The sequence below is a fragment of the Mesorhizobium sp. M1227 genome (assembly GCF_040318315.1).
Classification (GTDB): Bacteria; Pseudomonadota; Alphaproteobacteria; order Rhizobiales; family Rhizobiaceae; genus Mesorhizobium.
The window spans coordinates 82,482-95,123 of sequence record NZ_JAMYLZ010000010.1; the positions used below are offsets into that span (position 1 = coordinate 82,482).

Consider the following 12,642-nt stretch of genomic DNA (forward strand, 5'->3'; position numbering starts at 1 on the left):
CGTGGCATCCGAATGACCGATTGGCCGATTGCGACAACACCCACAATCGCTCACCACCGCCCGGTGGCCACCGACCGGCTCGATGAGATTCCATCGGCATGTGCCTGCACGTGTCACTCGGGTCTCGCCGCTCCGATAGCACCCCCGGTTTTCGGGCGGGTGCGACGACGTGCGCACGCTCTCCAGCGACACTCTTTTCCTGGGCGAGCAGCAGATCAGGATCGAGCATTACGGCGCGCCCTATCGGCTGAAGGTTCCCCGGCAGTGCAGCTGATCCTCACACGTAGGTGGAAGCAGGGGTAAGACATGGACCAGCGCGAGAAACCGTCGCCGGACGAAATCCGGCGGGCGTGCGAAGACAATCCGAAAATCCGGGAGCATGATCTCGCCGCTCGATTGTGCATTTCGGAAGCCGAATTGGTCGCGGCGCATTGTGGTCACGGCGCGGTGCGCATCGAGCCGCGCGTCGATGATCTGCTGACCGGCCTCGAAGCGGTCGGCGAGGTGATGGCGGTCACCCGCAACCAAAGTGCCGTGCACCAAAAGATCGGCGTGTACGACAAAGTGGTCACCGGCAACCCGCATGCCATGGTGCTCGGCGACGAGATCGACCTGCGCATCTTCCCGAAAGCGTGGGCGTATGGCTTCGCCGTCGAGAAGCGCGAGGGAGCCGAGATCCGCCGCAGCCTGCAATTCTTTGATGCCACCGGCGAGGCGATGCACAAAGTACATCTCAGGCCCGCCTCGAACCTGCACGCCTATCAGAATCTGGCGGCAGAGCTCGTATCCTCCGACCAGGACCCGATCATATCGGTCGAGGCGAGCGGGGCGCGCGATAACGCAGTGAGTCCAGACCAAGCCGCCACGGTCGACGACCTACGCGAGCACTGGAGCCGGCTGAGCGACGTGCATCAGTTCTACCATATGTTGAAGACACTGAAGCTCAGCCGCTGCCAGGCGATGCGTATGGCCGACGAGGATTACGCCTGGCTGCTCGACAATGATGCCGTTGGCGCCCTGTTCCAACAGGCGGCCGAAGACGAGATGCCGATCATGTGCTTTGTCGGCAATCGTGGTTGCATCCAGATCCATTCCGGCCCGATCAAGTCGGTCAAGCAGATCGGGCCGCGGATCAATGTGCTCGACGAGACCTTCCATCTGCATCTTAGGACTCATCACATCCGCGAGGTCTGGGCCGTGCGCAAGCCGACGAGGGACGGTCACGTCACGTCCGTTGAAGCCTATGGCGCCGACGGCAAGATGATCATCCAGTTCTTCGGCAGGCGCAAGGAAGGCGAACGCGAGGGCAGCGACTGGCGGTTTCTGGCCGAGAGTCTGCCACGTGTTCCCGGTCCGACCTACAGGGATGTGTAGAGTGCCGACAGGCCCCTCAGATTGAACCGGCCGCCATAGGACTCGGCACCACGTTGCGACAGCGGCTGCGAGGTCGTAGCGCATACGGACGGTTAGGTGTGCACGCCGGAATTGACCGCATCGATACAGTCAAGCTCGTCGCCGGCCGGACTGCTGCGCACGAGTGCATCGCCGTCTGACCGAAAATCCTTGCAGCGCCTGCGAGCGATAAAACCCATACGCCACCAGGACCGAACCGAAGCGCGGCTCGACCTTGTTGATATTTCCGATCATCGCGCGCAAGCGCCGACGGGTCTTGTCGGACCGCACCCGATCCTTGCGCTGGATCGCGTCGTTGCTCAATCCGGGCCGTGCGAGCGATCTCCTCGCTCGTCGACCGGAAGGCTGTGCAGCAGCAGCCAAGCCGAACAGCCCGATGTCGCGGACACGACAAAACCGACCACGGATGTCGGTTGTCGGACGTTGTCCTAAGAATGATGGACAGGTGATCATCAGCGGCGGGCCCAGTGCAGGCTGGCATTGCTTGGTGCAGCGCCATGGGTACGCCTATCCGGCACGCGACTTGCTTCGACAATTTGATCAGCAGGGCATCAGCAGTGCGTCACGGTGCTCAGATGTGATTGATCAGCCTCTCAACCCTAACGGGGATAAGCGGCGGCTTTGCTTCATGACCGCAGCGCGGCGGAGATGCCCCTTCTGATCGACTTCGCAACCGATCTCATCCGCGCTGGTGCAGGTGGGCTGTATCAGGCGACAGAATCTAGAAGGCGCCCGACAAGAGACGTGCCCATGCTGGAAATCGACTTTATGAACAGCGGTGCAATCTCAATCGAGCCATGAACGCCAATGTAGAGAAAACAAAATGGCGACCAACCCCGTTCCAGATCATGTCCCGCCCGAAATGGTGAGTGACTTCAGCCTGTTTACATCGCCAGGGATGCCACCAACACCCAACGGGGATCCACACGCAGCTGTCGCTTGCGTACATGACGGGCCTCCGATCTTTTACTCCCGCTACAACACGCAAGATGGCCGGGGTACCTGGGTCATCACCCGTGCCGCGGACCAGCGGAAGGTGCTGCAGGACGCAGAGACTTTTTCCAGCCATCGCAGCATCTTCTCCTCCATACTGGGTGAAAACTGGCCGACGATCCCGCTTGAGCTCGATCCACCGGCCCATGGCGTCTTTCGCTCACTGCTCAGTCCGCTGCTTTCGCCAAAGCGGGTGAGGGTGTTGGAGCCGGCTGTCCGCGAACAAGCGATCATGCTGATCGATAGAATTGTCGCATCGGGCACAAGCTGCGACGCGATGAAGGATTTTGCCTTTCCTTTCGCGGTGAGCACCTTTCTTCGCTTTCTGGGGTTGCCCGATGACCGACTCGATACATTCGTCGGCTGGGGGAAAGATCTGCTCCACGGCGACGATAAGGAACGACCTGTGGCTGCCCGGACGATCGTGGCATTCATCGACGAACTTGCAGCCATGCGCCGCCAGGAGGCGGTTGACGATTTCATGACCTTTATCGTGCAGGCACAGGTCGAGGGCCGCCGGCTGACGGACACCCAAGTCCGCGGCATCGGCGTGCTTGTCTTCGTCGCTGGGCTCGACACGGTCGCAGCAGCTATAGGCTTTGACTTGGCGTACCTCGCGCGCAACCTCAAAGATCAGCAATTGCTGCGGAGCGAACCGGACCGCATCCCGCTCGCAACCGAAGAATTGCTGCGGGCCTATCCGCCCATTCAGTTGATCCGCGTGGCTACGAAAGATATCGACTTCGAAGGCGCGCCGATCCGGAAGGGGGACTATGTTTCCTGCGCCACGATGATTGCCAATCGTGACCCGGCGGAATTCGAATGCCCCAACACGATCGATTTGGAGCGGGAGGACAACCGCCACGCAGCGTTTGGCTATGGTCCCCACCGTTGCCTTGGCTCACACCTTGCCCGGCGGGAGATTGTCATTGGCCTGGAGGAGTGGTTGGCGCGCATCCCGGCTTTCAGGATCAAGCAGGGTACGGCACCGATAACTTCTGGCGGCCATGTGTTCGGGATCGAAAATTTGATCCTGGACTGGTCTTAGGCCCGCCCCGACCCGGGGCACAGACAATGGAGGCAGCGCCATGCGCATCATCGTCCAAAAGGCCAAATGCCAGGGTCACGCGCGATGCGCGGCGCAAGCGCCGGACATCTTCAAGCTTGATGACGAGGGCTACATCCTGCCTGGTGACATTGAAGTTGCGGAAGGGGAGGAACTGCCTGCATCGCGGGGCGCGCGATCCTGTCCTGAACGTGCGCTGGAACTCACCCGCTGCGCGCTTTGAGGACTCATTCAACCGAGAGTCTGGCGGGCTTGAACCATGTGGCCGCACTCAGCACGCGACCTCTGTCCCGCACGGTTCACGTCCAACTCTGCAGGGGCATTTCCGGCGCCAGTGTTCCCCGTGAGGCGCAAACGGCAGGGCAGGGGTTCGCGAACACCTCTTCCAATCACAGAATTTGCGTCAGAGCCGATGGACCAGACGAGAATTGCCGAACTACTCGACGCGAGGCGACCCGGAGTGCCATACCGAAGAACTGCCCGACCCATGTTGCGGCAGGCCGGGTCTCTGCATGATTTGATAGGACGAAACCAGGAGAACGCACCATATTTGCCCAACATCATGCCCGGCTCAGCACCGGCCAATGGCCGCACATCGAGCTGGAGAGGAGGTTCGACCAGCATGTGCTTGCCTGTGTGCTTTCACGCGCGCTCGAGGAGATCGAGGCCGGCGAGGCGACGGCGACGGAGGCAACCGGACTTTCGCGCGCCGAGTTGCGCGATGTCCTGGTCCGCTGTTTCCCTGCTTTTCCTATCAACGCGTTTGCCTTGAAAGAGGTGAGCGAGCCCGAGCCGGATCTGGAAGAAGAACTTCTGCATGGACTGCTGCTGGCGCATGCCCGACATGGCGACCCGGCGAGCGCCCGCTTCGCCAAGATCATCGCCCGGCGTGCCATGCGCAATGACCACCTCTGGCAGGACCTTGGCCTTTTTAATCGAACCGACCTCGGCCGCCTGCTCGCCTCGCATTTTCCGACGCTGGCGGCCGGCAACACCCAAAACATGAAATGGAAAAAATACTTTTACCGAAAGCTCTGCGAGGCCGAAGGTTTTTCGCTGTGCAGCGCCCCCAGTTGCCGGGACTGCAATGATTTCGAAAGCTGCTTCGGCCCGGAGGAAGGCGAAAGCCGCCTCACACGGACCAAGGACAACGCCTAGGATTGAGAGCCGCTTGCGTCAGTCGTACAGCGTCAGCGCTCGCGCCGCGCCATATGTCTGTTGTCAAATCTCGACGGACGCCATCGTTGAGACGGCCATTTCGGCAGCGATAGCCCTCTTTTCGGCCTCCTGGGCAAGATGACTGGCCGCGACCTGCGAATGGCCCCTGCGGCAAGCAAGGCGCCATAAATAACTGCACCCAGCAGAACCAGTCGGCAAGAACGAACGGAACTGGCCACGTGGACGGGTATATCGAAGCGTCCATTGTTGACGTCAGCATTATACCTGGTAACGCCAGACTTCGACCGATTTTCAGCGGGCCGATAAGAAAGGCGCTCGAAGAGAAGGCGACTTTCGACCTGAACCGGAAATTGCAAAGCTGCAAGCCCAGTTGGAGCAGCAGTTGGCCCGGTTGAAGGATGCAGAAAAGTTGGCGATCAAGCTCAAGACTAATTCTGTTGGCCTCAAACGAATCAACGTCGCCGACGAAGCAATCGAGGTCGTAGACGGTTTCACAGGACGGCGGACATTGCGGTCGGCAGTCTAGTCCCAGCCAAATAGGGCGCGCGCTTCTGCTACTGCGCAAACGCCTCTGGAGTCGATTTTATCAGCTCATTGGCGTGATCTTCAGTTCCTTCGCCACAAAGCCCGGCGGAGAAGAGTATGCTGCCTGGCCTATTCATTCGCCCAAGCCCGCTTGCCACGGCAGCTATCGTTGTCATTTTTACATCAGACGATCGTCTCGTGAGCAGTGGACCGCAGAGTTGCGAAGACGCAGTTGCCCTTTGCTTCTACTGTGCATAGAAGCCATTTGTGCGGGCAGAGGTACAAAATCTGGGTGCGGTGCTGTGGGAATAAAATTCGAAAAGCTAAATAAACTGCGAGAGTCTCTGCTAGAGGCAAATCACGATTTCCGCGCCAGCACCCAATTGTTCAATAGCTTGGATGTCGCGAAAATTGATCGCGAAATGGATCTTGGAGATCGCGGAAAGCAGCGGGGCGAGGCGAACCAACCTCCGAAGGCGGCCAAGAATTTCGACGACGTTGAGCATGCAGTCATCGAGAGGGTCGAGGACGAAAAAAAGGCGGCACACCACACCCTCGAGGATAGCCTGCAGCTTCTCTCCGGACGTTTGGCGGGCCTCGACTTTGAAGAGCAATTTGGTCTGATCCGTCAGGCGAACGCCGCCAGTGTTTCTGATTTCAAGGCCTCGATCGCGGTAGGCCTGGACGAACTTCACGGATTGCGAAAATCGCTCAACGACGCGGAGAAGGAGCACGCCTGGTTCAAACAGAAGCACGGGCTTGTGCGCGCCGTTAGGATTCAGCACGGAGCAGCCTACGTTTTCCGAATTTCCTTGCTGATTTTCCTGTTTCTGATTGAAACGGTGATGAACGGAAATTTCCTTGCCAAGGGAAATGAACAGGGATTCTTTGGCGGGCTCCTCGAAGCCGCCGCGTTCTCGTTTTTGAACATCGGCGCCGCACTGCTGTTCGCAATATTCTGTGCACGCCTGGTGACTCACAGATCGGTTTTTGTGAAGTTGATCGGCGCGCTGTCGATAGTGGCCTATGTTGGCTTGGCGTTGACCATAAACCTAGCGCTTGCGCATTACCGCGAAGTCAGCGGATCCTTTGTAGACGGAGCCGGCGTCGAGGTCGTGCGCAGCATGCTCGCCAATCCCGCCGGCCTTATGGACGTGAAATCCTGGCTTCTGTTCGCGATCGGCCTCATGTTTTCGATCTTTGCGTTTATCGATGGCTGGTTCGTTCTAGATCCATACCCGGGCTATGCGGGTGTCGAAAACAGATTGGTCGCTCGCAGGGAAGACTACATCGAGCGCAAGAGCGAGCTCATCGAGGCTCTGCAAGAGGTGCGCGATGAGCACAACGAGAAGGTGGAGGACATCGTCAAGCGGCTGGGGAGCAGACGCAGGGAGCATCGGGCGATCATCGATCATCGGTCGAGGCTGCTGACGCTCTTTGCGCAGCATCAAGACCAGCTAGAGCGAGCCTGCAACCAGCTTCTCGCAAAGTACAGGGAGGCCAATATCCAGGCCCGCACAGAGCCAGCGCCAAGACATTTTGCCACGCCCTCCAGACTCGAGCGCATAAAACCCCTGATATCGTCCGACGATGAATGGAGCGAGAAGGACCTGAGCGCCTCAATTCGTGACGCGCAGGAAGAACTCAACGCTCAGGTGCGGCTCATCGGGCTGGAATGCGAGCGCGGGATCGAACAGTACCGAGATCTCGACAAGCTTCATCCGGACAGCGTGAATGGCTAGGCGGGGCCGCAGAAGAAAGAAAGGCAGTGGCGGCACCATTGTCGCAGCCGTCGGATTGGCCGTGCTGTCGGCTGCGATGCTGGCCGGTTTTGTTTGGATGTGGTCGAGATCCGGGAAGGACCAAATCGACGCCAGCACGAATTGCCCGTTGGGCGGTCCTGTAAGCCTGACGGCGGTCTTGATCGACGCCACCGACCCGATTTCGCCAATAACCATGGCGGATCTGAAGAATGAATTCCGCAAGACCATTGGGCGCGTCGAGCCTGGCGGCTATCTGAAGATATTGACGCTGGGCGCGACGCCCGGCGACCTGACTGTGATGTTTGATGGATGCAATCCGGGCGATGGCTCGACGGTCGATAGCTGGACGAACAATCCGTCTCGGCGGCAGAAGAAATGGGAAGATGCGTTCGAGGACCCGTTGACGAAGCTTCCCGACCAGATTCCCAATGGAGAATCCGCGAGCCAATCTCCGATCATGGCCGGAATTCAGAAAATCAAACTGTCGCTATTCGATAGCGGTTTGGCGAAAGAGAAGACCGCAAAGCGAATAATAGTCGCGTCAGATATGATTGAACATACGGCGCTATACTCACAATATCGTTCGGGCCTCGATTATCAGAAGTACCTTGATAGCGCGGCTGACAGGACTTACGGGACATCGCTTGATGGCGTTGGGGTCACGTTACTCTACGTCGACAGGGCGAAGAAGCCATTTGGCTCTTACGAACATGCAGAGTTCTGGACCCGGTGGGTTCAAAGCCATCATGGTGATTTTGAGAAGCTGGTAGGATTGGAGGGGTTAAACTGATGGCCAAGAAGCGAGGGGAGTCGTTCTTAGGACATCCGAGCCTGCCCCTTGTCGTCTTTGCGACGCTAACCCTGGGTGGCTGCGTGTTCATCGCAATAGCCAAGCTGTCGGGCGTAGACCCGATAATGGCGGCGAGCGCACCGGTGTGCCTGATGCTCATCTATCTTGCCGCGTCCGTCTTCACCGGCAAGCTACGGCTCCACGATGAGCAAACTGGCGACAATCTCTACTACATGGGTTTCCTGTTTACGTTGACGAGTCTCGGCGTATCGCTGTTTCAGTTTGGGTCCGAAGGATCCACTGACACAATCGTGCGGAACTTTGGCATCGCCGTGACGTCGACGATCACCGGCATTGCTCTACGGATCTTTTACAATCAGATGCGCCGCGATCCTGCCGACATCGAACGGACGGCCAGGCACGAACTCGCGGATATGACGCGGCGTGTAAGAGCTGAGATGGAAAGTGTAACCAGGGAATTCGCTGACTTTCGCCGCGTCAGCAATCAGATGTTGGAGGAGGGTTTTGCCGAAATTGCCGTCCAAGCGGAGCGGAACGGAGAGCACATAAGATCGGCACTGGATAAAATCGCGATGGAATCGATCAAACCGGTTCAAGAGGCCTCGGGAAAGCTCAGCAACGCTTTGAGCGATAATTTTGGGCAGATCGAAAGTCAGTTCTCCTCGATCGCACAGCGCCTCGAGGCGGCAGCCGATCTGCTCGACAAAGCCAACAGCTCAATGTCCTCTTCAGTTCGCAGACTGGGTGAACAGGCCGACAGCGTAGCCACCAAGTTGGAAAAGGTTGTCGTCCCCGATGAGGTCCTTAAGAACGATCTGGCGCCGATAGTAAAACTCCTTGGCAGCGCGGTCGCTCAGTATGCTGTCAAAACAGAGACGGCTTCGCAGGAACAGCAAGGCCGCATGGCTGGCATCGTGGATGCTGTGGCTAAAGTGGCCGCAGGTGTGGAAAGGGCTGTGGCAGCCGCAGAGCAAACAGCGGAGAGCGTTCAGGCACAACAGCGCTTGACCCAGGCGCTTGCTGCAGTGGTGCAAAAGCAAAGCAAGGACACCGGAGACCTTGTCGCAACCTTGGCAGGAAGAACCCTTCACGCGCCGAGGCCTGTTCCCCCTCTCAACGCTCCTATCGCGATCGAACAGCACCTGGCAGATCTGGTCGCAAATGACACCGTCGAGAGCGCACCGATTAGGGTCGAGCCTGCGCCCGAACCAGACGCTTTCCAATCTCTGGGAAGCGAGCCTCCCGCCGAACGAACGGAGCCGCCTAAGCGAACCAGTTGGTGGGGCAGGTGAGCGACGCTGGTGGGACTTCGGTCGCCTTCGAGCGCAAGGGTTACGGCCGCGGTTTGATACTGGGCCTGACCATGGCCGAGACGATGCTGCTTTTGGTGTTCTGCCTGCTGCTAGCAGCCGGTGCTATCATCACGAAAAAGCAGAGAGAGACCGATGAGGCACTCCGAGCCGCTCAATCAAACAAGGAAAACGTGCAGAGGCTCGAAGCCGAAAACAAGCGGCTTCTGGCTCAGATAAAAGCGGTGTTTCAGCCCGCGAGCGGAGGAACCGTTCCCGACGAAGAATGGCGCGAGCTGGTCCTGGCCAAGGATGCTGTTAGGTCGGTCAAGGAAGCAGGTATTTCCCTGGAGGAGGTCGTGCGAAATGCCCCTGTCGCGAAGGTCCTTGCGAACAACGACATAAGCGTTGACCAGGCTAAGGCCATGATAGATGCGGCGAAGGTCTTGAAAGAATTTGGTTACATCGGCTCCGACAAAGGGCTGCAGGATCTGACTGACGCGCTCAAGAAGGCTGCAGAGCAGACGCAAGCAGCAAAACCTCACGACTGGCCGCCGATAATTAGTCTTAGCGAACTGGATGGCTATAATTTCGATACCGGAAGCGCAGAGCTTTCGGATCCGTTCAAAACAAAGTTGCGCGATCTTGCGAAGACAATCGCCGGCACTGCGACCTCTTACGGTGTCGACGTGATTGAGGTGATTGGACACACGGACGAACAGGCAATGGCGGGCGAATCCTCCAACATGGACAAGGGGCTCCAACCGGTCCTGTCAGGGAAAGTGGAAATCGGCTCACTCCATCCCGCCGACAATGCCGGCCTTGGGCTGGCGCGCGCGATTTCAGTTACAAGTGTGCTCAGTGACATGCCCGCATTAAAGGGGTTTACGATTTTGCCGATGTCTGGTGGTCAGCTCATCCTGCCCGGCGATCATCTCACCGACGGAGCGCAGATGGGCGATGTGCGGGCTCGAAGGCGCATCGAGATTAGGGTGAGGCAGCGATCAAAATTGGCGCCGGTTGGTGGCGCCAAGCCATGAATGGGGACGAGAGACTGGCGCCTTAGCCGGTACGGCAGTTGAGTTGGGGGATTGGGCTATGGGGTTTTACGTTCGAAAATCGATCAGTGCGGGACCATTCCGCTTTAACTTTTCGTCCGGCGGGGTTGGCGCTTCCGTTGGCGTGAAGGGCCTCCGCATCGGCACTGGGCCACGAGGTCACTACATCCACGCCGGCGTCGGTGGGCTCTACTATCGTGGCACTTTAGGCAAGGCTAGCGCCAAGAAGGTAGTCCAGCTCTCTCAAACCCCATCCGCGCCGCAACCCCGTCCACAATCGTCGCCCCCGGAGTACGTCTCTGACGGCGTCGTAATGAGGGAAATCGAGTCCCGCGATGTGGTGGAGATGCTTGATGAGACATTTGCCAATGTGCTCGATGAAATCAATGCAAGGCAATCGCAGACGCGGCTGTCTGTAGCACTCGCGGTTCTGTTCGGGATTGCAGGTTTCCTTGTGGGGACCAAGCTCGGAGGTGCCGCACCGGCGCTGGGCGTCGGTGCCGTTGTGCCGGGTATGCTCATTGGCAAATGGTTTGACAGCTACCGCCGGGTAAGCGTGCTCTATTACGATCTGGAAAAAGACGCGGAGGCTGCCTACGGGCGACTTGTCGGCGCGTTCGAAACTCTCACTGGCTGCGCAGGGAAATGGCATGTCGCCGCCGGCGGCAAAATAGAGGAACTGACGGCTTGGAAGCGAAATGCGGGCGCGACGATGTTGGTCGACAAAAAGCCGACCACGCTTGAAAGCTCCTTGCCTAAAATTGTTCGTAGCAACGTCACTCCACCTTCGCTCCATGTCGGCCGGCAAGTCCTTTATTTCATGCCAGACCTCGTCTTGGTGAAGGACGGAAACCGATACGGCGCAGTCGGATATGCCGATCTGCAGACCCAATTCGCCCCGAGTAATTTCATCGAGACCGGCAAAGTTCCATCTGATGCGGAGATCGTGAGCTACACCTGGGCTCACCCAAACAAAAACGGCGGGCCCGACAAGCGCTTCAAAGACAATCGGCAGATCCCTGTCTGCCGCTACGAAGCGTTGCGGTTTTCTAGCCCGTCCGGACTTAACGAGCTGGTGGAATTTTCCAAGACAAACGTCAGCCAGCCCTTTTGCCAGGCTCTATCGGCACTCGCGCAATTGCATCGAAGCTCCGACCGCCAATCCATAACGCTGAACGCGCACTCAAGGGACTGATAGTGGCGATGGCTCAAAGCATGGCCAGGTCAGCAAACGCCTTCGCATGGAATCCCATCGCTATCTCGATCCAACTTGCTCCCCCATGAGCAGTTGGCGAGATACCAACGCGCTTCTTCGCAAGATGAAATCTCCGTGCAAAAGCGGCGAGGTTGGCATGAGTAGCTCTGTGCTACTTGGCGACGGCTGACAAGCCCAAGGGGGCTTTTGGTTGGGCTCGCAGATTCGGCATGTTGTTCGCGCCAATCCCAAGGGTTGTCAAAAGTCCCAATCCAGATTCCAACCTTTGCGGTTTCAGCATTAGTTTGCTGTTGCGCATAGGCGCCGTGGCTATAGCGGGGCCAGTCCAAGGCTCGGCCATGTTCGACCATCCAGGACGCGACGCTGACACCGTCCGCGCGCCGACAATCACCGACGAAGCGACGGTACCGATCCCATGAAACAAATGTGCATTGGACAGGCTGCGAAGCCGCAAGGAAATTCGCCAGTGCTTCGGCCGCCTGGCGCCCGCAGGGGTATTGATGTGCGCTAGCGTCATTGCAGTATTGGCGGCTTTCGGGTGCATCGATGCCGTTGAAGCGGACGCGCTGCCCGTGGATCTCTATCGTGTCTCCATCAATCACCGATGCTATGCCTACAATCGGCGCCGGTCTCGACCCGGTCGAGTTTGCTATATCCAGACCGCGTAACTGGTCGCCCGAGCCTGTAAAATAGTGGGTCGCGTAAGCAGCCAAGGCCACCACCATCACCAGGATCAGAGGCAAGGGCACATCTGGAAAGAAACGTCTGCGGACGATTGGTTCCGCGCCGCGCCTTGGTCGCGCGCGGCGACGATGAGAATAGCGATTGTTATTCAATTTCCGATCCTTTGCGAAACGCAGGCTGCATGATTTCTAACGTGCCTCTGCACGCTTCGTAGGCGCCTTTTTCGCTGGCGCTGGTTTGCCTTGTAGTTCGGCGCTTTGAACACCATGGTGCCTTCGCAGATCAGCCCGAAGTCACGACTTTGTAGTTGCCCTTTTCGTGAACACGACCATCTTTCCGCGCTGGAGCCTACAAGTTTTCTCGGAATGCGATTAGGAGGGCCGATTGAAAAAGAAGTCGGCTTGTGCGCCAGTTGGTCGTGGCCGGCGAGGCAGATGCCAGAGCTGCCAACACCTCGTCCAGAGGTATGATGGCATTTTGTCCGAAAGGGAACCTCGAGATCAAGGTGGGGATGCGAAGTGTCCGGAACATTAAACAAACATCCGCAATTTTTCCACTAAGCCGCGGTGCTCACAATACTAAAACGATTGAAGTGTTGGTGGCAGCCATTCGAAGTTGAAAAACGAGCATTTTATGTTGCGGACA

General features: G+C 58.1%; 12 protein-coding genes and 1 pseudogene. 11 read left to right on the forward strand and 2 right to left on the reverse strand.

From position 1 onward, the window contains the following. Window positions 1–169 precede the first annotated feature (169 nt). Together hemP and NKH28_RS15200 are read left to right on the forward strand one after the other, a co-directional pair. Window positions 170–274, forward strand: a complete 105-nt coding sequence (gene hemP / locus NKH28_RS15195) for a hemin uptake protein HemP (RefSeq protein WP_352517086.1) — start codon at window positions 170–172, stop codon at window positions 272–274. A 32-nt stretch (window positions 275–306) separates the two neighbouring features. Next, window positions 307–1,374: a hemin-degrading factor gene (locus NKH28_RS15200; protein WP_352979421.1), complete on the forward strand. Its 1,068-nt coding sequence runs from the start codon at window positions 307–309 to the stop codon at window positions 1,372–1,374. Between the two features lie 129 nt (window positions 1,375–1,503). Here the strand turns inward: NKH28_RS15200 and NKH28_RS15205 are convergent, their stop codons facing one another. After that, the gene (locus tag NKH28_RS15205; protein ID WP_352975509.1) at window positions 1,504–1,716 is read right to left on the reverse strand and encodes a hypothetical protein; all 213 of its coding nucleotides are present in this window, start codon (window positions 1,714–1,716) and stop codon (window positions 1,504–1,506) included. 520 nt (window positions 1,717–2,236) lie between these two features. On the opposite strand from NKH28_RS15205, the gene NKH28_RS15210 reads away from it, so the two are divergent. The 9 genes and pseudogenes from NKH28_RS15210 (at window position 2,237) to NKH28_RS15250 (ending at window position 11,292) form a co-directional block, all read left to right on the forward strand. Then, window positions 2,237–3,454: a cytochrome P450 gene (locus NKH28_RS15210; RefSeq protein ID WP_352979423.1), complete on the forward strand. Its 1,218-nt coding sequence runs from the start codon at window positions 2,237–2,239 to the stop codon at window positions 3,452–3,454. A 40-nt stretch (window positions 3,455–3,494) separates the two neighbouring features. Then, the gene (locus NKH28_RS15215) at window positions 3,495–3,695 is read left to right on the forward strand and encodes a ferredoxin (protein ID WP_352491466.1); all 201 of its coding nucleotides are present in this window, start codon (window positions 3,495–3,497) and stop codon (window positions 3,693–3,695) included. A gap of 323 nt (window positions 3,696–4,018) precedes the next feature. Then, window positions 4,019–4,630, forward strand: coding sequence for a nitrogen fixation protein NifQ (locus NKH28_RS15220; RefSeq protein ID WP_352517095.1), 612 nt, complete (start codon window positions 4,019–4,021; stop codon window positions 4,628–4,630). A gap of 854 nt (window positions 4,631–5,484) precedes the next feature. Further along, complete coding sequence (locus tag NKH28_RS15225; protein ID WP_352979518.1) at window positions 5,485–6,918, forward strand: hypothetical protein; 1,434 nt, start codon at window positions 5,485–5,487, stop codon at window positions 6,916–6,918. Then, window positions 6,911–7,729 (forward strand): hypothetical protein, encoded by an 819-nt coding sequence (locus NKH28_RS15230; RefSeq protein ID WP_352517088.1) that lies wholly within the window; start codon window positions 6,911–6,913, stop codon window positions 7,727–7,729. Before NKH28_RS15225 ends, NKH28_RS15230 begins: the two co-directional genes overlap by 8 nt. Continuing rightward, the gene (locus tag NKH28_RS15235; RefSeq protein WP_352979425.1) at window positions 7,729–9,042 is read left to right on the forward strand and encodes a coiled-coil domain-containing protein; all 1,314 of its coding nucleotides are present in this window, start codon (window positions 7,729–7,731) and stop codon (window positions 9,040–9,042) included. Before NKH28_RS15230 ends, NKH28_RS15235 begins: the two co-directional genes overlap by 1 nt. Further along, entirely contained in the window at window positions 9,039–10,079 is a 1,041-nt protein-coding gene (locus NKH28_RS15240; protein WP_352979427.1) for an OmpA family protein, read from the forward strand. The genes NKH28_RS15235 and NKH28_RS15240 overlap by 4 nt, the downstream gene beginning before the upstream one ends. Window positions 10,080–10,137: 58 nt before the next feature. After that, window positions 10,138–10,284, forward strand: a pseudogene (locus tag NKH28_RS15245) (DUF4236 domain-containing protein); the annotation flags it as partial. Between the two features lie 126 nt (window positions 10,285–10,410). Then, window positions 10,411–11,292: a hypothetical protein gene (locus NKH28_RS15250; RefSeq protein WP_352979523.1), complete on the forward strand. Its 882-nt coding sequence runs from the start codon at window positions 10,411–10,413 to the stop codon at window positions 11,290–11,292. A gap of 29 nt (window positions 11,293–11,321) precedes the next feature. On the opposite strand, the gene NKH28_RS15255 is transcribed toward NKH28_RS15250, so the two are convergent. Continuing rightward, complete coding sequence (locus NKH28_RS15255) at window positions 11,322–12,149, reverse strand: thermonuclease family protein (RefSeq protein WP_352975507.1); 828 nt, start codon at window positions 12,147–12,149, stop codon at window positions 11,322–11,324. Window positions 12,150–12,642: the final 493 nt, after the last annotated feature.

Bases quoted from the DNA above. Each gene is read 5' to 3' on its own strand.
- NKH28_RS15200 (WP_352979421.1), top strand. From the start codon at position 307: ATGGACCAGCGCGAGAAACCGTCGCCGGACGAAATCCGGCGGGCGTGC.
- NKH28_RS15210 (WP_352979423.1), top strand. From the start codon at position 2,237: ATGGCGACCAACCCCGTTCCAGATCATGTCCCGCCCGAAATGGTGAGT.
- NKH28_RS15215 (WP_352491466.1), top strand. From the start codon at position 3,495: ATGCGCATCATCGTCCAAAAGGCCAAATGCCAGGGTCACGCGCGATGC.
- NKH28_RS15230 (WP_352517088.1), top strand. From the start codon at position 6,911: ATGGCTAGGCGGGGCCGCAGAAGAAAGAAAGGCAGTGGCGGCACCATT.
- NKH28_RS15235 (WP_352979425.1), top strand. From the start codon at position 7,729: ATGGCCAAGAAGCGAGGGGAGTCGTTCTTAGGACATCCGAGCCTGCCC.
- NKH28_RS15250 (WP_352979523.1), top strand. From the start codon at position 10,411: ATGAGGGAAATCGAGTCCCGCGATGTGGTGGAGATGCTTGATGAGACA.